Origin of the sequence: Moorena sp. SIOASIH (assembly GCF_010671925.1) — a bacterium.
Classification (GTDB): Bacteria; Cyanobacteriota; Cyanobacteriia; order Cyanobacteriales; family Coleofasciculaceae; genus Moorena.
Genome location: NZ_JAAHIH010000006.1, coordinates 467422 through 489220, shown reverse-complemented (window position 1 = coordinate 489220; position 21799 = coordinate 467422). Strand labels below are relative to the sequence as shown.

Sequence of the window (21799 nt, the reverse complement as noted above, 5' to 3'; positions counted from 1 at the left end):
AAGGATAATTTGTTAATTATGAGACTGTAACTTATTATAAACTATTAACATACAGCGTTTTTCATATCTATGAGGTACACAGGATTTTTTTCCTCTTACCTCTTCCTGCTCCCTGCTCCCTGCTCCCTGCTCCCTGCTCCCTGCTCCCTAAAACTTTGTACCTAACCCAATTGAAAACTGCTATAGTTGACCACAAATGCCGGGAGAGGCACTCAACGGAACTGGGGAGAAAGCCAAGATGACTACTACAACTGTTCGGGAAAGTCCTTTTATTATAAATCCTTATATTGTTGGTCGTCCGATCTCTGAACCGGAATTATTTTTCGGTAGAGGCGAAGAGTTTGGCTTCATTGAGGACAACCTCCGGCAGGGCGCAAAGGTAATTTTGTTCCAAGGTCAACGACGTATTGGGAAATCCTCTGTACTTATACAAATTCCCAATTTTGTTGGGCAAGATGACTTTGTATTTGTCCAGTTTGATCTACACGACCAAAGTCAGTTATCCCTTAGTCGTGTTCTCTACAGTTTAGGACAAGCTATTATTAATCAACTTCAGCTAGAGTCTGACCCTAGTAAGCTACCAACCGTTACGGAATTAGAAACCAATCCGACTCGTTTTGCGGATAGTTTTTTACCAAAAGTATATCAAGAATTAGGGGATAAGAAGCTGGTGTTGTTGCTAGATGAATTTGATGTGTTGAGTAGTGACTATCCTACTTCATCATCAAAGGAGTCATCAGCTGAAACGTTTTTCCCTTATCTACAATCTCTGATTAAACAGGATCAGCGATTATTTATTATTCCCTTTATAGGAAGGCAACTGGATGATATATCCAAGTTTATGGGATTCTTTAAAGAGGCTCCTAACAAACGTATTGAAGTGCTCAGTGAACGAAGTGCCAGAGAGTTAATCACTGAACCAGCTAAGGGATCTTTGCCCTATGAATCGGAGGCAATCGATGCCATCTTAGCATTAGCTTCAGGTCATCCCTATTTCACTCAGGTAATATGTCATGCACTGTTTGCTCAAGCTAGAACTGAACAAAAGTGGCAGGTAACTCGTGATGATGTCACCAGAATTGTTGATGATGCCATTGAAATTGGTGAGGCAGGATTAATCTGGTTTCGGAATGGATTACCGATTCCTGAACGAGTGATATTTTCGGCAGTAGCAGAGGCTCAAAAAAAAGCTGAAAGAAATTATACTCAGGTTGTGCAAGACCCGTTGAGTTTACTGAAAGAGTATGGCGTTACCATCACCGAGTCTTTGACTCAAGCTAGGGAAAAACTGGTTGAATCAGGTTTCTTGGGGGTTGTAGACATAACTGATAAAGTTTCATCCTACAAAGGAAAATCCTACAAGGTAGAAATAGAATTAGTCCGCCGCTGGTTAATCCAACGTTACCCATTGCGGCGAGAGATATTTGAATTAGAAGACCTCGATCCAGAGGCTAAGGCTATTTATAAAAAAGCAAGGGAACGGAGTGATCAGGGGGATGTATCCCATCAGGTAAAACCCTATGAACAGGTTTTGAAAGCCAATCCCAATCACTTTAGTGCTTTATTCGAGATAGCAAGGATATATTTGGAAGGTCACGTATTTGATAAAGCAGTGGAATGCTATCAGCGAGCATACCTAGTTGATCGAGTCCGGAATCAGGATGGATTAGTGGAATCACTTTTAGGTTATGGAAAACACCTCATGGAAGTAGGGGAAGTGATCCTAGGAATGCGGCAATTTGAGCAAGTGCTAAGGATAGAGCCAGATAATCAAGACGCTGATCAACTTTATAACAAATTAAACAATCCTTTCTTTGTGGGCAAACCAGTTCCCCCAGACCGTTTTGTGGGACGACGATCAGAAATTCAGGCTGCCTTTGATCAAATTTATCAGCGCAGTAGCTTAGCCATTTGGGGTGGTCCAGGCATGGGAAAAACCTCTTTCCTGGAACTCCTGGCTTCCCCAGAAGTTTGGCAAGAGTATGGACAAGACCCATCACAGGCTGTCATGGTGCTACTCAGTTGCGAAAGTATCCAACCGTTTACAGCTTCAAGGTTTTGGGAAAAAGTCCTAACTGAGCTGATCGATAAATTAGACAGTGAGCCAGACCTTGAGAGTGACCTTGAGACATTGCTCGACCACGGAAAAGCAAATGCCAGGGCTATGCGCCAAGTATTGCGCAAGCTTGGGAAACGAAACAAGTTCTTGGTGTTGCTAGTCGATGACTATGATGCGGCTTTGGTGGAAAGCCAGCACTATACTCAAGCTGACATGGAAACCTTTCTAACTGAGTGTCGTACCGTAGCTTATCACAGCAAGGAGAGAAAATATCTGGCAATGATTGTTGCTTCACTCCGCCGTCTCAATGAACTTGGTCCTCCTTTTAATCCCAATAGTTCTCCCTGGTACAACCATTATCTGTTTCAATCCCTGAAGCCATTAACGGAAACTGAAGTCGAGCAATTGATGGCAAGTATTCCCATCACCCCAGCATTACGGGATGTCATTAAAGACATGGCTGGTGGACATCCCGCGCTGCTACAAATTGCTGGTTCTTTGCTATTCAGAGGATTAAGAACTGGGAAGTTACCTGATACTGAAACCTTTACCAAGGAGTTTGAAAGTGAAACTAGACAGATTTTCCAAAATATTTGGCAACGGTGCAGGGACGTCGAGCAAGGGCTGTTGATACTGATGACTTGGTCGAAGTTAAAAGGTGGTCTGGAGCAGAAGATTACTATTGACTTAAGTGATATTGACTTAAGTAAAATTGACGTAATCTTTAGCCAACATCAACGAGAGTTAACTAACCTAGTAGAACAAGGCGTAATTATTGCTCAGGATCAGGATGACTTTGGTAACGGTAGATATTCCTTTGCTTCCTTAGGGATGGAGCAGTGGGTAATTCAGGAAATTAAGACTAGTGATAAAGCATTAGTACAAAAATGGCAGTCTATTTTGCTTAAGCTAATGAACCCTTGAGGAGCTAATATAGCGAAGGGAGTAGGGAGTAGGGAGTAGGGAGTAGGGAGTAGGGAGTAGGAAACAATTCCCGATTCCCGATTCCCGATTCCCGATTCCCGATTCTAAATTCTAAATTCTAAATTCTAAATTCTAAATTCCCTACACTATAACTTTTAAACCCGACATGATATTACCTTACCAATCACATGGTTTATAGTCTTTCAGGAACACCCCATAGAGGCGCTCCCCTGCTAACCCGCGCACAATGGGATCATAGACCCGTGCAGCACCATCAATCACATCAAGTGGTGGACGGAATCCTTCCTGACGGAGGTATTCACGCACAGGATGAGGCTTCTCGTCTGTAATCCAACCCGTGTCAACACTTGTCATATAAATGCGATCGCAAACATAATCCATCCCCACAGTTCGGGTCATCATGTTCAGTGCGGCTTTAGCCATATTAGTGTGGGGATGATAGGGTGTCTTATTTCGATAGGAGAATTGACCTTCTACAGCAGAGACATTGACAATATAACGATCTTCGAAAGGAGATGCCATCAGTGACGGCTTCAAGCGGGAATTGAATAAGTAAGGTGCCATAGTCGTTACCAACCAAGCCTCAACCATCTCGATCGGCTCAACCTGGTCAAGTAACAGTCGCCAGCTATTAACATGCCTCAAATCTAAGGGCTGACCCTCAATGTCAAGGACTCCATCCGGAAAGTTTGGATCCTCCTTGCTGCTCAGACAGAGCTGGTAAAAAGCGTTAAGTGCTGAGTTCTTTACCAGAGCCTCTGATTCAGCTTTCACCCATTGCCTGGTTTGTTGATCCAGACTCTCCATCTCCCCTTGGACAAGAGTTTTGAAATATGCAGGTGGGCGGCGAATGGTTTGGGCAGCATTATTGATAATAATATTGAGTGGGGCAGATGCCAGCAACTGATCGATAAATGCCATCACCCCACGCAGATCACGAAAATCTAGCCCGTAGATTTCCAATCGGTCACCCCATAGGTGTGAGTCTGTCTCAGCCAGGTATCGACGGGCGGCATCTTTTGGGAATCGGGTGGTTACAATCACATGAGCACCGTCCCGTAGCATTTTGAGTGCAACGTGATACCCAATCTTAATCCGTCCACCCGTGACTAGCACTCGCCGACCCTGTAAGTCAGTTCGGGCGTAGCGCCGACTATAGTGTTCAGGGGCACAGTTAGGACAAAACTGGTGGTAAAAGTGATGTACACGTTTGTAAGGCTGCTTGCACACGTAGCATAGCTGGGGAGTATAGAGTTGATCATGCTCAAGGGATACCCCTGCAGCCAGCTGGCGTAATCGTTCCGGCAAGGCTTCGCCATGAATCTGGGCACGAGCCAGCAAAGCCAAGTCATGCTGACGGCGAGCCTGCTTGCGCTGGTGGCGACGCTTTTGTTTGAGTCGCTTCTTCAGTGCTGACACCGCCAGTTCAATAGTCAACAGCTGTGGATTGTCACTGGACATCCTACCCGCTGCCTCAAGCACCCTCAGGCAAATGGCTAACTCCTGCTCATTGACACTTGGGTGATGGGGTTGGGTGATATCCATAGTTTTATGTACTACACAAGCTGTACGACACAGACATAATTCGGCGGGGGCGATTCAGCAAAGCCGACGTCTTGAAAGCTTAGAAGGCTGGTGTGACTGCCTCTGCACTACGTCCCATTATAATACAATTATATTACAAGATTAGATGTTGATAGTTATCACAAAGTTGGCAGAAGGGCAAGATATCCGAGTATAGGGGTTTTTAATTGGCTGAAGTACTTTCGTCCTGAGACAGATTCACCAGGAAACATTCACCAACCGAGCCAGAGTTCCCTCCATGATAGCCGTGGTTTGACCAGAGACAGTGAATACCAAAGCTTCCCGATAGACTCGCTGGGCAGGATGGTGTTTGTAGTTAGCAGCACCACTAGAAACAGTCACCGCTGCTTGAGCACATCTTCCTGCTAAGTTAATTGCCCAAGTCCTAAGTTGTAGCCGTTGTTCAAAAGTCTGAGAATCCGCTTTTGCTGCTTGGATCATAGCTGTTTGGCAGCGAGTGAATTCCCCGTTGAGGGACTCAAAAGCATTGTATAGAAAATCCAGTTCCTTGGTTTTGGCAGCCGCTTCTACAATGTCGAGTCCAGCTTGGGCACATCCTAGAGCCAAAAAACCAGTAGACAAAACTTTTTTCTGGTCATTTTCGTGAATTGCACCTGCTTTAGCAATCGAGACCACACGTTCTTCAGGTAAGAACCAATCGGTAAGGGTAGCACTAACGGTATTGGTGGATTGCATCGCCGCCAATGCCATGGGTTTGCTAAAGGTAATAGTACCACCTGCATCTTGGCAAGTTGGAGTAAATGGCACCATACCGTAAACTTCTCGACCATCAGGCAATACTGCACCGATGATAAACTCTTGAAAGATGCTAAACCCAGTAACCCAAGGCACTTTTCCACTGATCTGATATCCACCATCTACCGGAATAGCTTTTACTGGTGGGTTACCTGTTCGTCGCACTTGGGAAAAGCCAATACCAACTAGCACTTGACCCTTGGCTAATTTAGGAAGATACTGGTGCTTCAACGATTCATTCTCAGAGTAGACGATCATTGCTCCAGCACTCTGGTGTTGATTTTGCAAGAATGCCAAAGCACCGGAATACCGTGCTACCAGTTGCTGGAAGTAGGGGAAGGTGGTGCTACTAACTTCGAAACCTCCCCAGGATTTGGGAATCCTTAGCCCTAGCAACGTGCGATTCGGCAAAGCCGACGCTATGCGATCGCTCAGCCCCTTGAGAGCCTCTCGTAACACCTCAGGAGCACTATCAATTTCTGAAGCCAAGGGAGCAACGGATTCCCTTAGATAAGACTCCGCTGTCTCTAATAGGGTTTGTTGGTCATTATCCGGATACCGTTTGATCACCTGCATCAACCTTTCTAGTTACTATGATCGTAAGCATTCAGCTATCAGCCCTTGGCCGTAAGCCACGCTACTTGAGGTGCACTCAGCTAATCAACGGGAGGTAGTAAATAAGCTTACGGGCTGGTACGGCTAGTTGAAAATCCCTGCTCGTTTTACTCATCCCACCCCGTGCAGTTAAAGCCCCTGCTAGCTGATAGCTGATAGCATTAGGCTGAATGCTTACCTGTGATCTACTACATTAATAGTTTCACTGTGATTTATAGCATTTATGAAGCTCTCCCCACCTTGCTTTCGCAGAGGTGGGGGTGTCCTATGCTAACTTAGAACTACGAAGCGTCCATAAGTCACATAAACAAGCCCAGCTTCTAGGCGATCGTCCAGTACTTTTGCTGGAACGACCCCCACTGTCATTTCTGCGAGTGAGTTTAAGTATGCCCCTAGCACCAATGTTGTAAGCACCATTTAGATCGGCATTGAACCGTTTACCTGAAGGGAAGGTAGCTAGAGCATAGTTATTTGAATTTCGTTTAACCGTACCAGAGCCATCATAGGCAAGCTTTGAGGTGTAAGCCGCCACAACCTCTATTACTTTGCCACCCAACTCAGCCCACTTCATCTCAGTAAATTCGCGAATTTTTCCTTTAAGCCACCCATGGAAACGTTGACGAAGGTTAGACCTTTTCCGCCCACCCTTTGGCTTCCATCCTTTAAGGTTCTCAAAAACAATAGCCTCGGAGTTAAACCTTTCAGCAATCTGAACAATTCGCTTAGAAACTACATGGCCAATTTTGTTGTTGATTCGTGCGGCTTTTAGGTAAGTCTTAGAACAGAAACCTTTGTAAAGCTGGCCGCCCTTACCCATGGTCTTAGATGCCCGCATAGATACGGATTTTAGTCGCTTATCCCGACGGTCTATGTCTCTTCCGGGATGAATGAATTCCCTATGGATTACAGTGCCGCTGTGGGTTACAACTGATATTGTCGCAGTAGTATTAATTCCCAGATCTACTGCTGTCACATTAGCCTCTGGTTTCCGTTTTTCTGGTTTACAACTAAACGGAACTGACAGATGACAAACCCTTTCATTGAATATCAATGAAGGCGACAGCATTTTATTACTAGCTACCTGGTGCCTTTCCCTTAGACCGGTAATTTGAACCGTAGTCCAAACCCAATCTGAACCATTAAATACCTTGATCTCGACTTGATCAAAGCCGTGCAGCTTATAGCATTGACCCTTATACAAAGCTGGGTAGCAGCCAGTATCAGAATTTATTCTCGGAGGACTGGCATTGCGTCGTTTCCGTGTACCCGACTGCCATTCCCTGTAACGGGTCACATAACTACTCACTTGACCAGCAGCGAAGGCTATTGCAGCACGACGGTAGTAACTTGGAAATTTATAAAAAGCCTTGTTGAACTGTGGGTATTTGATATTTGGTCGCGATTGCGTTTCATGCATCAACCTCTCAACGGCAGGAGTTAACTGATCAGCTGTTAACTCACCTAGTTCAGACCAGTGAGTGTAAATAATTCCAACCAAATACCGACAAGCACGGCGATACACCTTAACTGTTTCCCCAAATAGTAATTTTTGATCGGGGGTTGGGTTAAGCTGCCATTTGTCAGTTCTTATAATCTTGGTTGGCGTTTTCACGCTTTCTAACAAAACTTCCTTAGAATTAATATTATAATTTATAAAAGACTAGACGACAATTCGGCAAAGCCGTTCGCGTAGCGTGGCCAAAGGCCTCCGCTTCTTAACCCGAACAATCAGTGTTCCAGATTTTTAGCAATCAGTATTGGCGTGGACTAACCCCCACCTGGACGAGGTGGGGGAATGCGTCACACGTACTTGTTCAACACATCTTACGACCAGCCGTTGCGCTGGTGCTATCTTGTCTATTGACCCTTACAGGTTGCCATCCGAACCAGTTTAAGACTCAACCAGCTCAGGTCTCTCAACTCGTTTTAGCTACTCCTAGTGACCCAGCTACCTTTAACACTATTGTTAATACCTCTCCCTTTGGTGTATTTGGTTACATCTACGAAGGATTGTTGAGTGAGAATGGCATGACAGGGGAGTTGGAACCAGCACTAGCTGAATCTTGGGACATTTCCTCAGACCGACAGCAGATCACCTTCACCCTGCGGGATGGGCTAAAGTGGTCTGATGGGGCACCCCTAACAGTGGATGATGTGATCTTTACCTATCAGGAGCTTTACCTGAATCCCAAGATTCCCACAGTGTCCCGAGATTTCCTCCAGATTGGTAGTACTGGTAAGTACCCATCGGTGCGCAAACTAGATCAGCGGCGAGTTGAGTTTACCTTACCAGAACCCTTTGCGCCATTTGTGAGATCCGCAGGAACCCTAGCCATTCTACCGGCTCATGCCTTACAAGAGTCTGTGCAAGCCACTGATGGTAATGGCAATCCCCAGTTTCTTTCAACTTGGGGCACTAACACCAATCCCCAAGACATTGTTAGCAATGGTCCCTATCGACTACAAAAGTATACCCCTGCTGAGCGAGTCATCCTACAACGCAACCCTTATTACTGGCGTGCTGATGCTCAAGGAAATCCCCAGCCCTACATTCAACGGATTGTCTTACAAGTTATCCCATCCTCTGATAACCAGTTACTCAGATTTCGCTCTGGGGAGTTGGATAGCCTCAGAGTAAATCCCGAGGCATTTGGGTTACTCAAACGAGAGGAAAAACGGGGCAAATACACCATTTACAATGGCGGACCGATGCCTAGCATTAGGTTTGTCGGTTTTAATCTCAACAAAGCTCGCAATGCTCAGGGAAAGCCTTTCGTAGACCCAATCAAGTCCCGTTGGTTCAATACCTTGGCCTTTCGACAAGCGGTAGCCTATGCTATTGACCGGGAAAAGATGAAAACTAATATTTATCGAGGACTGGGTGAAGTACAACATTCCCCCATTGCTGTCCAAAGTCCCTATTACCTGTCCCCAGAAGAAGGGTTAAAAGTCTACAACTATCAACCCCAGAAGGCAAAACAATTACTATTAGACGCTGGTTTCAGGTATAACTCCCAAAATCAGCTGCTGGATTGGGATGGCAACCGGGTACAATTCACTATGCTGGTGAAATCAGACGATAAATCCCGAGTAGACGCAGCAGTTCAGATTAAACAAGACTTGAGCCAAATTGGGATAGAAGCAGATTTGCAGGTACTCAGCTTCAACCTTGTGCTCAGAAAGCTCCTATCGACTCGAGATTGGGAGTGTTATGTGGGTGCCTTTGGAGCAGGAGTGAGTGAGCCTCACAGTATATTTGTTTTCTGGTATAGTGGAGGATCGTTTCATCAATTTAATCAAGGTCCTCAACCCGGACAACCACCACTGGAAGGGTGGGAAGTGTCTGACTGGGAGCAAGAGATTGACCGTCTGTTCAATGCTGGGATAAAAGAACTTGATCAGAGCAAACGCAAAGCCATTTATGGTCAATTCCAGGAAATCGTTGCCGAGGAGTTGCCCGTGTTTTTCCTGGTCAATTCACTAGACTTTCAGGCAGTACGCGATCGCATCGAGAATATCAAATTTTCTAGCTTAGGGGGACCGTTATGGAACATTGATGAGCTGAGAATTGCGGAAAACTAATCAAGTCATGAGTCTTGGGGGATGGGGATTGTGGGGAGATGGGGAGATGGGGAGATGGGGAGATGGGGAGATGGGGGAAATTTTTATTAAGGGTAATATCCCGACATGATATTACAGCTTCTCCCTGTAGGGTGCTAGGACTAGAATCTGCCCGTCAAATGTGCTAACTTAGGGGTTTTTTGGGATAATTTTAGCAATTAAACCGCAAAATTGATGAATTTTTACTCTTATCGAATAAAATACTCCCTGAGCCTCTGTAGTGCTATTTTTATGAGTCTTGGAACTGCAGAAATAGCCACTGCTGCCACTTTCAGTGATGGAGCAATTTTTTCGGAAGTTGATAGCTTCAGTACTACCATTACCACCAATGGCAATCCAGCAGACATTTACTTTCCCGTTGTATCTAGGACTAGCAACGAATTATTTCCCACTACCATCCTCTTGCCAGGGGGATTGGTAGACAAATCCTTCTACTCTAGTTTTGCGACTCAGGTTGCTAGCTACGGCTTTGTAGTTGTTGTCCCTAACAATAGGGTATCTCTACCCCAGTTTAATTTTGAAGGATTGCTTCCCGAAGCTTCGCAAATTAACTCGATTTTCGACTTTATCATTACAGAAAGCGAGAATTATAATTCCCAGCTTGCGGGCATTGTAGATACCGAAAAGCTTGGTTTACTTGGTCATTCCCAAGGGGGGGTAGTCGGTTTAACCGCGATTGAAGATTCCTGTATTTTTCCCCTCTGTTTGGATGATTTTAATCGTCCAGAAGCACTTATGGCCGGTGCTTTCTACGGTACGAATCGATTCGATCCCTTCTTAATGGAATTTATTCCTACGGCAAATGATGGCATTCCTGTGGCCTTAGTTCAGGGAAGTCTCGATGCTCGGATAACCCCTGAAGAAGCTTTGGCTACTTTTGAGTTAATCCAAGATCCTCCCAAGGCATTGATTACCGTTGCAGGTGCCAATCACTTTAGTATTACTAATGTTAATAATCCCTCTGGTGCGCGACCGGATTTTAGCAATCCCACTCTAGCTCAGGATGAAGCGATTGAAACCATTGCCCGTTGGAGTGCTTTGTTCTTGCGCGCTAATGTTCTAGATAATGCCGGGGCTTTTGAGTTTGTATTCGATACAGGGGCAAGATTAGATCCTAATATTAGTGTAATTGCTGAGCTGAAAACTGTTCCGGAACCCAGTTCCCTGTTTGGGGTATTGGCAATAGCTATGGGTGGTATAGCGCTACGCGCAAGGCCAAGAGGCAAGAGGCAAGAGGCAAAGGTGCGCTTTCCGCATTAAGAATTTAATTCGCCACGGGTCGCACTTTTTCAGCTTTTATCAATGTCCTAACCTTAATGCGTAGTGCTATATTAGTTGCCTGTGGCAGCGTAAATAGGGGTTAGTGTGCTGCCACGGTAAGCCCAAGCATCAATAAAGCCTTGATTCTCAAAACTAAGCTGTTGTGCAATTTAAATTCACAACAGCTTAGCCGGTCAAATTTATGAACACTTAGCATAGCTTTGTAAGGAATAACCCTTTTTTGACGATGACAGTACCCACCAATAATCCCAAAGAATTTAGACAATTTGAATATTGTGGATGGCAACAGTCAGTAGACCAATATCATTCATCTTTTTCATCTCTGACTAGCCAAACTATCGAGTCTTTGCTTGATAGTGTAAATGCCGCAAGGGATATGGAATTACTTGATATTGCCACTGGTCCTGGCTATGTGGCTGCCCAGGCCCACAAGCGAGGATGTAAGGTAACGGGGGTAGATTTATCAGACGCTATGGTTGCCAAAGCACGGCAACTGAATCCCCAGATCGAATTTTGTCAGGGGGAAGCGGAATCATTACCATTTGCCGAATCTCGATATCAAGCAGCCGTAATGAACTTTGGAATTTTGCATTTAGCTGAACCAGAAAAAGCATTGGGCGAAGCATTTCGAGTAATTCGTAGCCAGGCCAGGTTTGGGTTTACTGTGTGGAGCAAGCCCGAAAAATCGGTAGCGTTTAAGATTATGAATAAGGCAATCGAAACCTATAAAAATTCAGAGGTTACTCTTCCAGAAGGACCACCATTTTTTCTGTTTAGTGAACCGGATTATTGCTTCAAGTGTTTGCAAAATTTAGGATTTAAGAATCCTTCTGTGCAGGAAATTCCCCTACTCTGGGAACTTACCAGTGCCGATGAACTTTTTGATGCTTTTTATAAAGGCACCGCCAGAACAGGTGGTATACTCCGAGCTCAAACTAGTAAATCCCTTGACAATATACGGGCAGCGATTCACCAGGACACTGCAAGCTATAGGCAAAATAATCGACTGCTTCTGCCTATGTCAGCCATAGTTGCATCTGCTCAGAAACCTTGAACTCTGCCCCAAATGAAGTAACGGTACTTAAACCAAAATCGAGAGTCAATAAAGGTATAATACAGTTATGCCCGACATTTCACGTTAAGACTTGAGGAATGAAACAAACAACTCCCGCACCCCTTGCCCCCTTGCTTTGACATGATATTAGAGGCATATTACAGGCGTAACGGAGCAGCGATGTCTTTCCGTTTTGTGGAGTGGCTGACTCAAAATCGGGACCTATTCTTCGCTTACAAAGCTGCTTTGGGCTTTATAAAAATCTAACCGCCGAAAACCCCGCGTTTTTAAACCGGGGATGAAGGCGCACAGCGGCTTTAGCCGCCGTGAGAAAAATATTTTGGGGATTTCCGGAATCTTAGTCTGGATGTTGTAGAATAAAATAGAGAAAAGTTGAGGTCCCAGACGAAACCTTAGAATAGGGTCGCCTTTATGGTTGGTCGGCTATGCGAAAAGAGGTGCGACCCGTGGCGAATTTAATTACGGGTCAAGCGCACCTTTGGTTAAAACTGTTGTTAATTGGCTCCACTATTCTTACGGTAACTTTAAGAAACTGATGATCATTTTAGAGTTCAAGGCAAAAGGAAAAAGACATCAATACTCCGCCATTAATGAGGCTATACGGACAGTCCAATTCATCCGCAATAGCTGTCTAAGGTACTGGATGGACAATAAGGGGGTCAACAAGTTTGACCTCAACAAATACAGCGCCGTACTAGCTAAAAACTTCCCTTTTGCCAATGAGTTGAACTCTACCGCTCGGCAATCTAGTGCTGAGAGATCATGGTCATCAATCGTCCGCTTCTTTGATAACTGCAAGAAAAAAGTACCCGGAAAGAAAGGTTTCCCCAAGTTCCAGAAAAACTGTAGGTCGGTTGAGTATAAGCAGTCAGGATGGAAGTTGTCCCCTGACAAAAAGTCAATCACGTTCACCGACAAAAAAGGGATCGGGAAGCTTAAACTCAAGGGTACATGGGACTTGTGGCGTTTTGACAAAAAGCTAATAAAGCGAGTCCGGATAGTCCGTCGGGCTGATGGTTACTATGTCCAGTTTTGTGTCTCGGTTGACATCAAAGAAGAACTAGAGCCAACTGGGACAGCCATTGGGTTAGATGTCGGAGTGAAAGATTTCTACACTGATTCCGCTGGAAAAACCGAGTCAAACCCCCGCTTTTACAGAACGGGAGAAAAACGTCTCAAGTTTTACCAGCGTCGAGTTTCTCGAAAGAAGAAAGGCTCATCCAACCGTAAAAAAGCGGTTAATAGACTGGGTAGGCAGCACCTTAAAATAAGTAGGCAACGTGAAGAACATGCCAAGAGACTGGCACGTTGCGTAATCCGATCTAACGATCTGGTCGCCTACGAAGACTTAAGGGTCAGGAATCTTGTAAAAAATCACTGTCTTGCCAAGTCTATTAATGATGCAGGTTGGCATCAGTTTCGGAAATGGATGGAGCACTTTGGCACCAAGTTTGGAAAGGTAACAGTCGCAGTGAATCCTGCCTATACCAGCCAAAACTGCTCTGACTGTGGCGAGGAAGTTAAAAAATCCCTATCAACTAGAACCCATACCTGTAAGTGCGGTTGCCAGTTAGATAGAGACCACAATGCCGCGATCAACATCCTTAAACGAGCCTTGGGTACGGTGGGGCACACCGGAACCTGGATCTTAAAAGATCTGAACACTTGCGGAGAATCAACCTCTACTCTTCTTGACTCCGGTCTGGTTGAGCAAGTTGGCTCGTTGAAGCAAGAATCCCCGCGTCTAATGACCGGGGAGTGTCAATTGGGCTTGATATCTGTATAAGTCCCATTACGTCAGTGAGCATCTTTCTGGAGAATTGCTGGATAGATTTGCTCTCTAGCTCTGGCAAGCTGGCATCGGTCATCAATTTCTGTCCAGAGTAGATCCCTAATCACCCTATAGTAAACTGGATAGGATTTTGCCGCTGCTATCAGCCCATCAGTTTCATAATTCAGCTTGAGGCTTGTTTTAAATCTTAGGCTGGCTTGCGCCAACATCCTTTGAAACAAAGGCTGGGATATTTTGGAAATACCGACCAATTCACCGGCAATTTGACTCCCCAGTTCAGCCTTATTTTTAGACATCGCAACGATTGTCTCACCGGAGGTTTCCACATAGACTTCATCGCCAGCATTGGTTTGGCCAGATAGCAAGACCACATTGTCTTTAGGAAAGTTCAAGACTGCTGTCAAAGCACGCTGTTCGTAAATCAGATCTGATTCCAACAACAGAAAATCACCCTCAATCAGCTCACGGGCACAATAGAGGGAATACATGCTACCTGATTCGGCATAGTGTGGGTTATGAATCGTCAATATCTGATCATTAAAACGTTGCTGCAGACGCTCATAAAAGTCGGATAAATGACCAGTGACAATGATGATGCGCTGCATACCGCAGGCAGTCAGGCGCTCTATCGATTCCTCAATAATGGGTTGCTCTCCCAACTGGAGGAACCCTTTAGGAGCCGATTGCCCTAGTTCCTGCAGTCTAATGCCCATGCCAGCAGCTAGAATAACAGCTGTTTCTACTTTCATTAGTGTTTATGGATCAAGACATTGAAACGGTATTTGCTATTGTCGTAGCCTTGCAGGCACTGATCTTCCATCGTTACCTGAACCGACTCAGTTGCCAGAACTTGCTGGAACCAGTCCTTAGTGTAGTATAAATGATCGAGTCCCCGATATTTTTCCTCGTATTCTGCATCTCCCATACCTGCTTTGCGAGCACTGATTGCCGATTCTTGCTTAGACAGATCAGGAACATCAAGAATGCCGATACTTTTCTGGGCGATTTGAACCATGCCCCGAAGTACCTCTGCTGCATAGTCATAGGTTGGGAAATAATGAAATACCCCTCCTGACAGCACAACATCAAATTGACGATCCCTTGGCAGATCAATTGCTTCTCCTACGCTGATCGTGGCTTGGGGCATAGCTGCTAGGGCAATCTTGACCAAGTTAGCTGAGTAGTCAATTCCCGCGACTGGATTCCCTTGTTGGTAAAACGGATAGAGAAAAGTACCCGCGCCGCACCCGAGGTCCAACAATGAATCCTTGGAAGTGATATTGAGCTGATCCGCGATATGCTGCACATAAGCCATCCAGGCTGATTCCTGGACACCTGAGAATTGGGTATCATAGCCATTGGCAACCAGCAACAAGAGCAAAGTTGGCTGTTCTATCCCATCTACCTGTCTGCGATTCCAGATTTTGTACCAGTTGTTCTGCAATATTTTACGCCTTGAAATAGCTCTTAAAACCATATATATGGTATACATCAGTGTGGTATTTTTAGTACATATAACATCTATATGGCACCGAAAATTGTAAAAGCAAAGCCATGATTAAAGAGTATGAAAACTATCAGGATACATCCAAAAGCTACGACACGACTCGTATCCCAATCGGGGTTGAGATTTTATTGGGTTGCTTTGCGACTACCCCTCGTCCTTTGCCAGAGCAGGTGATCTTGGATGGTGGGTGTGGTACTGGAAACTATATCCAAGCCTTGAAGAGCAAAGTCAATAGCCTGTGGGGTCTAGAATTCAATGGGGGAATGTTGGCGCAAGCAACAGAAAAGTTCCGCAATCACCCCAATATTCACTTAGATCAAGGCAGTCTTCTCGATCTTCCCTATGAGAATGAGACCTTTGATGGGATAATGTGTAACCAGGTTCTCCATCACTTGGGTTCGGAGGACGCAGCTCAGGAAAATTTTCCTGAACTGAACCAGGTGTTTGAGCAAGCGTATCGAGTGCTGCGTCCCCAAGGCGTGTTTGTGTGTAACACCAGCTCTCATCCACAGATTTATGATGGATTTTGGTGGGCCGATCTGATTCCAGACGCGGTATCGAGAATCGCTAAACGTATGCCACCAATAGCATCCATTACTGAGAAATTGGATCAAGCTGGCTTTTGCTTTGGGGGCATTGTTGTCCCAATTCATGCTGTTATGCAAGGTGACAATTACCTTGACCCAGAAGGCCCGCTCAAGCAAACCTATCGGAATGGTGATTCTACTTGGTCTTTGGTGAGGCAAGCGGAATTAGAACAAGCATTGGAGCGAGTGCGGAATATGAACAAGGATGGAAGCATCGTTCACTATCTTGAGCAACGGGAAAGTTTGCGCCAAAAATTGGGGCAAACAACCTTTGTTTATGCCTACAAGAAACACAGTTGAGAGCCTCCATGTTTGAATTCCTAGAAGGACGTGAATTAACGACCTTTTAGAATCTCCGGTGCTATGAGCTAAGGCGCAAGCTTCGCCAACAGCCCGGAGAAACATCAAATGCACACCTGATAAGCACAATAAAGAACTTTGATCTTCTCTGCATAATCATGATTATTGGGAAGATAGGGTTGTGGTGGCGAAAGATAGGCTTGTTTTAAAATGCCTTCTGACTCCATCTGTTGCAAGGTAACGTCGAATTTTTTTTGATAGTGGATATCCTCTCGGTTTGTAAACACCAGATATCCTCCCGGTTTTACTAATCGGCAAAACTTATACAACACATTTGACGTTTCCATATTAGTAAGCACAGCAGTGGAAATGATTCCATCAAATTCATTATCTTGAAATGGCAGTTCTTGCTGTATATCTGCTTTATATAGAGCAGTATAAATATGTTTCTCCCTAGCGATGTCCAAAGATTTAGCAGAAATGTCAACTCCAATTATGGTTTGATAACCTTGTTCTCGAAGAGCTTGTGCAGCAAGTCCGGTTCCACATCCGAGATCCAAAATATTACCCTCGACAGCAACAAATTTTGCCATCAGTTCAGCAGCAACCTGATGACAAGCATACTGCCAATTCAATACTTTATCCTCATACACTTGAGCTAAAGTATCATATTCTTTCTCAACCTCTGCGATTTCAGTGTTCCATTTATTTGACCACTTGGCTAAGAATTGGGATTGTTGATTATTAGTCATTAATTATTCTATTTAATTCTAACTCTAATTACTTAGATTTTCATTTATACTATAGCATAGTTGTAACTGTTTTTAGACATAATATCAAAACTATTGATCGTGATTAGTTTGACTCAAATGATTTAATGATATACTCTCTGGCATCCCATAAATATTTAATACCAGAAACCCAGATCAATGATTGAGTTATAAGTATGAATAACACAGTCAGATCAGAAAGACTCTCACTTGCAGGTCTTAATGTAGTTAAGGTAACTACTGCAATAGTCGCGAAACACAATATTATAGAATTCCAACGATTTTCTAAAGGATCCGAATATCCAAAAACTCGACCTTCTATTAGTATGTGTAACCCAATAACAATAAACAACCATTCACTTGAAAACCCATAAATTTTATACCAATAAAGTCCTACCAACGGATAACCAATATATACGGCTTTTAATTTAGCAATAACATTGGCTTCAATCACAATATTATTTAAATTTAATATCTGTCTGGCAAATGTTGCTAAAAAGTCTCTGGTCAGAGCTAGAAAAACAAACCATACAGGGATAATTCCCATTTCAATGCTAATGACATACAAGGCTAGGAAACCTATATAGTCTACAATAGGATCGAAATACTTACCGAAATCTGTTTTTAAGTCCTTTGTTCTAGCTAACCACCCATCAACAGCATCCAATAAAAATGCTATATAAAATAACACACCAATATACAGATAGTCTTGAGGGGGAACAAGATACCATGAAACAAAAGCTATAAAAATTAAAATCAATCTAAATAATGTAATGTGATTCGGTTTAATCACGATAGCTATAACTCCTTTATTATTTGTTTGATAATCATTTTCCAGTCAACGGTTGTGGAATCGACAAGATTCCACAACCCAAATCTTTCGGGTCGTACTGAAGATAGTTTTTTCATTCTTTTATAAGTATTCGATTCTATAATAGTATCAAATCCTTGTTTTAATTCTAAGCTTATTTCTAATTTTCGACAATAATATAATAACCGCTCATATAAATCAGGTAATTTATAAATACATCTTATCTTCATAGCAACTAAAGCACCCATTAAAACTAATTGACCGTGTGACATTTTACTATCTGCATATAACTTCTCAAATTCGTGTTCAGAACGGCTACACCAACTACTATCATTTTTCATTAATAAAGAAAATGAGTAAAGCTGTTTGATTATTTCGATTAATGAGTTTTCATTACGTTTTGTGTATTTCTTGATAAATCGTTCAATTTGATAAAAAGGTGTTTGATCAAATTCCTTGACTTTATTATCAACTTTTAAGTCCTCCAACACATTCAATTTTGATAATAATTCACCCAGAGCACTAACCCAAAATTTATGTGGCATGTGCTTAGTTAATAAGGGCAAACAAGCATAAACCGACTGAGGTGCTTTTGATGGATAACTCTGATTATATGACTTTTCATCGGGCTTTAAGGAACTAAAATTAGATGAAAATCCATCATTTGAAATAGAAGATAACAAAACAGTTAAATAAATTTCATCCCGTTTAGCACAAACTTTTACAAAATCTATGAGACTTCCCCCCCCAAAAACTAAAAAACGTTGACCACTGGTAGTAAACTTTAATTTATCAATATTTGAATAAATTAAAGGAAATTTTGGTACTATGATCGGGAGCTTATTTTTATTAACATGCTCGTAAATAGGAGCAAAACAATTCATTGAATAGACACTTGGACCTATAACACTACCGTCTATTTTTTCATTTATTATGATTTTTTCTATGCATTGATCTATCGAGTTTTTTGAAATATGTAATGTAGACTTCATAAATTTAACTACTGTTCAACTAACCTTATATGTTTCAAATTCATTATTTCCTTTGCCATAACCCCAAGAGGCGAAATAACACTTAACTTTTGAAGATTTACACAAATTTTCTATTTTATCATCAACTAAAACAGCCTTATTATATTCTGGATGGTTATCTAAAAACCTTTCAATAAAATCTACTTTACCGCCATATTTGACAGAATGACTATAATCAAATACTTTTAGATCGGGTATTTGAATCTTGAAATGGTTTTTTAAAATTAAAACATCATCCATATCTTTACGAGTTATAATAAAATGATTTTTGGTATTTTTTTGATTTGTTAGTGTTTTGCCATAATCAGTAAGACTATGTAAACCACACCACCAATTTAAATGATTTTTTTGATAAAATTTTCTAATTTTTCGGAATTGTTTACTATAAATATCAACTTCTTGTTTATCTACTTCTTCGCGATTTTTTTTAAAGTTTTTTAAATCTTGATTGTCTAATGCTTTTAATAAGCAATATTCATCTGCATCTGAATAAAGAAGATGACAATTTTTTTTATATAATTCTTTATGTTGATTATCATGAATAGCTTTGTCGATACCATAATATGCAAGTACGCCAATGTGATACCATTCTTCAAGAGAATCTACGATTACCCCATCAAAATCTAAAAAAATAGCTTCCATTTGAATCTTCCCAACAGATATAAGCTAAGCCGTGAAAAATCGCTGAAACCCAGGTAGATCAAGAAAATAAGTAAAGCGAAGTAAAATTACTACTATGTATGGGTTTGAGGCTGCTTTTGGCTAAAAAATGTCTAAGTACCGATAATGTGTCGTTTCAGCACTGCCAGCTTACTATACAAACCATCAATACCTGCATAGCATCCTTGTAAATGACGCTTGTCTGTATTGAAAAAAGCTGTGCGACCATGCAACACTCGCCGATTGTCCACCATATATACTTGTCCTGGTTGTAGCTTGAATTGCACCTGATTCTTGACATCCATTATCATTTCGAAGAAGGTACGATAGGCATCATAGAAAGACCCGATCAATTCTGCATCCATACGAAATGGTTGTAACGATTCATTGTGGAAACAAACTGCTGTCAACTCATCGCGCCAATTGACTTGTATGATTGTCTTTTCGGCGGAGATTTCTACATTTGGATCGCTAAAGCAAAAGTTGACAGGGATAGATGCTAGCAATTTAAAGTATTTAGGGTTTTTCTGACGTAGTTTTTCTGCAACCTGAAAGCCATCCACGATGATGCTATCACCCCCCTCAACGTCCGACGAAAGGCAGTGCAAAAGCATCAATGTGGGTGCGGGGTCACGATATGGATTATCTGTATGAGGACTCAGGTAATCATTTGTATAGGTTAAATTCGTGGCATTAGTAACAATTTTGACATCAGATATGCGACCAAAGTTAGTTTCATGTATATAGCCAAACTGATCGACAATGTTTTCCACCGCACCCAATTGAGTAGGGACATTTTTTAGAAAGGCAACCCCATATTCACAAAAGGCAACTAGCCAATCATATAGTGTTCTTTCTTTAGAGATAATTTCTGGGTAGTCAAAAGTGAGTGAATTGATGTCAACAGAGCAATTCCAACGCTGGATTTGCATCTCATTATTGGAGCCAGACAATGGCATGTCATAGACATGGTTATATAACCAATCAGCACTGTAGCTACTTTGGTGTCCATCGACCCAGACAATTTCTAGAGACTGTTCCTTGATAACTTGCACAGAGCTAGGATGAATATCTGCTGGAATATCGACTGTTTGAAGCAGTCGTTGTCCATTTGGGTGAAGTGACTTTGGACTTTGGCAGTTATCCCGCAACCAGATATAGTGGAAAGTAGAATCAGAACCACTTTGCCAGTGAATAGTCAATGTTTTCTCGTTGATTGAGATAGATTGTATCATCATGAATAATTACCTGTGATCTTTTCTGCAGCACTCAGGGTGTTCGATCCTAAATTCTTAAACAAAATATCAAAACAATCCAGCAGACGGTCTAGATCACTCGGTTGGATATCGCCCATATTAGCTATCCGGAAAATCCGGTTTTTGAGTCCCCCCTGCCCCGCATAAATCACAAAACCCGATTCTTTCAGGGTGTCATGGATTTGCTCATAGCTGTAGCTTGGGGGCAATTTAAAAGAAGTCAGGACACAGCTATAATCCTCCACATCCAAGAGCGGTTTAACCCCGAGATTTTGCAAAGTCTGCAAAATCTGCTGAGCACGCTCACTGTAAGAGCTGTGTCTGGCTGTCTGCCCACCCATGTCCTCCATTTCCTTGAGAGCCTCCTGGAGCCCATAGGCCACCTGTACGGCTTGGGTAAAGGGAGAATAGCCCTTTGCCTGCTCTTGATGATAGCGATAGAGATCTAAGTAAACGGTTCCAGCGGCAGAGGGGCGAGCCTCAACAATGGATCGCTTTACCAACACAAACGATAGACCAGGCACACCATGCAGGCATTTATTCGCTGTTGCCGCACAGGCTTCTAAATTCCAAGGGGCAAACTCAATGGCCTCGGCACCAAAACTGGAGACACTATCAAGCAGCAGTGCGACATTGTAGCGCTGACACAGTTGACCCAACTGAGCCACATCATTCAGCCGTCCAGTGGTGGTTTCGTGATGAACGGCAATCACATGGGTAATGGCTGAATCCTGGCTCAGGCACGTTTCAACCTCTTTCAGGTTCATTGGCTCGTGCCAGGGAGCCTTGACCACCTCCAGGGACTTACCATGAGCCTTGATCATTGCTGCCATGCGTTCACCGTAGACCCCATTTGTTACCACTAAAGCCTTGCCATCCTGAGGCACAAGGGTTGATAGCATTGCCTCTACGGCACAAGTGCCGGAACCGGTAAGTAAAATAGCTTCATAGTCCTCAGCTGCTGCGGGATACACCTTGGCTAGGCGCGCTTTGATATCTAGAGTGAGCTCAGCAAACTCACGTTCACGATGGCACAGGTCTGGCTGGAGTAAGGCACGGCGCACCCGCTCGCTGAGGGTAACAGGGCCAGGGTTGAGTAAGATGGTCCGGTTCATGTTGGTCTTAGAGCTTAGAGTTTGGCTAGATTCA

17 protein-coding genes are annotated in these 21799 nt (G+C 43.1%); 6 read left to right on the top strand and 11 right to left on the bottom strand.

Going from position 1 to position 21799, the window contains the following annotated elements:
• Nucleotides 1–238: 238 nt before the first annotated feature.
• Nucleotides 239–2983: an ATP-binding protein gene (locus tag F6J90_RS34165; protein WP_293104309.1), complete on the top strand. Its 2745-nt coding sequence runs from the start codon at nt 239–241 to the stop codon at nt 2981–2983.
• 177 nt (nt 2984–3160) lie between these two features.
• On the opposite strand, the gene F6J90_RS34160 is transcribed toward F6J90_RS34165, so the two are convergent.
• From F6J90_RS34160 to F6J90_RS34150, 3 genes are all read right to left on the bottom strand, one after another.
• On the bottom strand, nt 3161–4549 hold the full coding sequence (locus F6J90_RS34160; RefSeq protein WP_293104306.1) for an SDR family oxidoreductase: 1389 nt from the start codon (nt 4547–4549) through the stop codon (nt 3161–3163).
• 237 nt (nt 4550–4786) lie between these two features.
• The gene (locus tag F6J90_RS34155; RefSeq protein WP_293105286.1) at nt 4787–5920 is read right to left on the bottom strand and encodes an acyl-CoA dehydrogenase family protein; all 1134 of its coding nucleotides are present in this window, start codon (nt 5918–5920) and stop codon (nt 4787–4789) included.
• Nucleotides 5921–6224: 304 nt separating this feature from the next.
• The gene (locus F6J90_RS34150; RefSeq protein WP_293104303.1) at nt 6225–7571 is read right to left on the bottom strand and encodes a transposase; all 1347 of its coding nucleotides are present in this window, start codon (nt 7569–7571) and stop codon (nt 6225–6227) included.
• 248 nt (nt 7572–7819) lie between these two features.
• Here F6J90_RS34150 and F6J90_RS34145 point away from each other — a divergent pair, with 248 nt between their 5' ends.
• From F6J90_RS34145 to F6J90_RS34130, 4 genes are all read left to right on the top strand, one after another.
• Complete coding sequence (locus F6J90_RS34145; RefSeq protein WP_293104300.1) at nt 7820–9541, top strand: ABC transporter substrate-binding protein; 1722 nt, start codon at nt 7820–7822, stop codon at nt 9539–9541.
• A gap of 213 nt (nt 9542–9754) precedes the next feature.
• The gene (locus tag F6J90_RS34140; protein ID WP_293104297.1) at nt 9755–10840 is read left to right on the top strand and encodes an alpha/beta hydrolase; all 1086 of its coding nucleotides are present in this window, start codon (nt 9755–9757) and stop codon (nt 10838–10840) included.
• A 247-nt stretch (nt 10841–11087) separates the two neighbouring features.
• Complete coding sequence (locus F6J90_RS34135; protein WP_293105283.1) at nt 11088–11915, top strand: class I SAM-dependent methyltransferase; 828 nt, start codon at nt 11088–11090, stop codon at nt 11913–11915.
• 556 nt (nt 11916–12471) lie between these two features.
• Nucleotides 12472–13722 carry a transposase gene (locus tag F6J90_RS34130; RefSeq protein ID WP_293104294.1) on the top strand — a complete coding sequence of 417 codons (1251 nt, stop codon included), beginning with the start codon at nt 12472–12474 and terminating at the stop codon, nt 13720–13722.
• Nucleotides 13723–13733: 11 nt separating this feature from the next.
• Here the strand turns inward: F6J90_RS34130 and F6J90_RS34125 are convergent, their stop codons facing one another.
• Entirely contained in the window at nt 13734–14477 is a 744-nt protein-coding gene (locus tag F6J90_RS34125; protein ID WP_293104291.1) for a phosphocholine cytidylyltransferase family protein, read from the bottom strand.
• Nucleotides 14477–15172, bottom strand: coding sequence for a class I SAM-dependent methyltransferase (locus tag F6J90_RS34120; protein WP_293104288.1), 696 nt, complete (start codon nt 15170–15172; stop codon nt 14477–14479). Before F6J90_RS34120 ends, F6J90_RS34125 begins: the two co-directional genes overlap by 1 nt.
• A 110-nt stretch (nt 15173–15282) precedes the next feature.
• Between F6J90_RS34120 and F6J90_RS34115 the strand changes: the two genes are divergently transcribed.
• Nucleotides 15283–16122 carry a class I SAM-dependent methyltransferase gene (locus F6J90_RS34115; protein WP_293104285.1) on the top strand — a complete coding sequence of 280 codons (840 nt, stop codon included), beginning with the start codon at nt 15283–15285 and terminating at the stop codon, nt 16120–16122.
• A 104-nt stretch (nt 16123–16226) separates the two neighbouring features.
• Here F6J90_RS34115 and F6J90_RS34110 read toward each other — a convergent pair whose 3' ends face one another.
• From F6J90_RS34110 to F6J90_RS34085, 6 genes are all read right to left on the bottom strand, one after another.
• Nucleotides 16227–16874: a class I SAM-dependent methyltransferase gene (locus F6J90_RS34110; RefSeq protein WP_293104282.1), complete on the bottom strand. Its 648-nt coding sequence runs from the start codon at nt 16872–16874 to the stop codon at nt 16227–16229.
• Between the two features lie 103 nt (nt 16875–16977).
• Nucleotides 16978–17685 (bottom strand): CDP-alcohol phosphatidyltransferase family protein, encoded by a 708-nt coding sequence (locus F6J90_RS34105; protein ID WP_293104279.1) that lies wholly within the window; start codon nt 17683–17685, stop codon nt 16978–16980.
• Between the two features lie 5 nt (nt 17686–17690).
• A complete protein-coding gene (locus F6J90_RS34100; protein ID WP_293104276.1) occupies nt 17691–18695 on the bottom strand; it encodes an iron-containing alcohol dehydrogenase in 1005 nt (334 codons plus the stop codon).
• A gap of 15 nt (nt 18696–18710) precedes the next feature.
• On the bottom strand, nt 18711–19376 hold the full coding sequence (locus F6J90_RS34095) for a hypothetical protein (protein WP_293104273.1): 666 nt from the start codon (nt 19374–19376) through the stop codon (nt 18711–18713).
• Nucleotides 19377–19507: 131 nt separating this feature from the next.
• A complete protein-coding gene (locus tag F6J90_RS34090; protein WP_293104270.1) occupies nt 19508–20632 on the bottom strand; it encodes a TauD/TfdA family dioxygenase in 1125 nt (374 codons plus the stop codon).
• Nucleotides 20629–21765 (bottom strand): 2-aminoethylphosphonate aminotransferase, encoded by a 1137-nt coding sequence (locus F6J90_RS34085; RefSeq protein WP_293104268.1) that lies wholly within the window; start codon nt 21763–21765, stop codon nt 20629–20631. The genes F6J90_RS34090 and F6J90_RS34085 overlap by 4 nt, the downstream gene beginning before the upstream one ends.
• Nucleotides 21766–21799 lie beyond the last annotated feature (34 nt).

Excerpts from the sequence above, each read along its gene's own strand:
- F6J90_RS34125 (WP_293104291.1), bottom strand. The coding sequence starts at position 14,477 with ATGAAAGTAGAAACAGCTGTTATTCTAGCTGCTGGCATGGGCATTAGA.
- F6J90_RS34160 (WP_293104306.1), bottom strand. The coding sequence starts at position 4,549 with ATGGATATCACCCAACCCCATCACCCAAGTGTCAATGAGCAGGAGTTA.
- F6J90_RS34155 (WP_293105286.1), bottom strand. The coding sequence starts at position 5,920 with ATGCAGGTGATCAAACGGTATCCGGATAATGACCAACAAACCCTATTA.
- F6J90_RS34100 (WP_293104276.1), bottom strand. The coding sequence starts at position 18,695 with ATGAAGTCTACATTACATATTTCAAAAAACTCGATAGATCAATGCATA.
- F6J90_RS34135 (WP_293105283.1), top strand. The coding sequence starts at position 11,088 with ATGACAGTACCCACCAATAATCCCAAAGAATTTAGACAATTTGAATAT.
- F6J90_RS34090 (WP_293104270.1), bottom strand. The coding sequence starts at position 20,632 with ATGATGATACAATCTATCTCAATCAACGAGAAAACATTGACTATTCAC.
- F6J90_RS34130 (WP_293104294.1), top strand. The coding sequence starts at position 12,472 with ATGATCATTTTAGAGTTCAAGGCAAAAGGAAAAAGACATCAATACTCC.
- F6J90_RS34095 (WP_293104273.1), bottom strand. The coding sequence starts at position 19,376 with ATGGAAGCTATTTTTTTAGATTTTGATGGGGTAATCGTAGATTCTCTT.
- F6J90_RS34085 (WP_293104268.1), bottom strand. The coding sequence starts at position 21,765 with ATGAACCGGACCATCTTACTCAACCCTGGCCCTGTTACCCTCAGCGAG.
- F6J90_RS34115 (WP_293104285.1), top strand. The coding sequence starts at position 15,283 with ATGATTAAAGAGTATGAAAACTATCAGGATACATCCAAAAGCTACGAC.
- F6J90_RS34110 (WP_293104282.1), bottom strand. The coding sequence starts at position 16,874 with ATGACTAATAATCAACAATCCCAATTCTTAGCCAAGTGGTCAAATAAA.
- F6J90_RS34165 (WP_293104309.1), top strand. The coding sequence starts at position 239 with ATGACTACTACAACTGTTCGGGAAAGTCCTTTTATTATAAATCCTTAT.
- F6J90_RS34140 (WP_293104297.1), top strand. The coding sequence starts at position 9,755 with ATGAATTTTTACTCTTATCGAATAAAATACTCCCTGAGCCTCTGTAGT.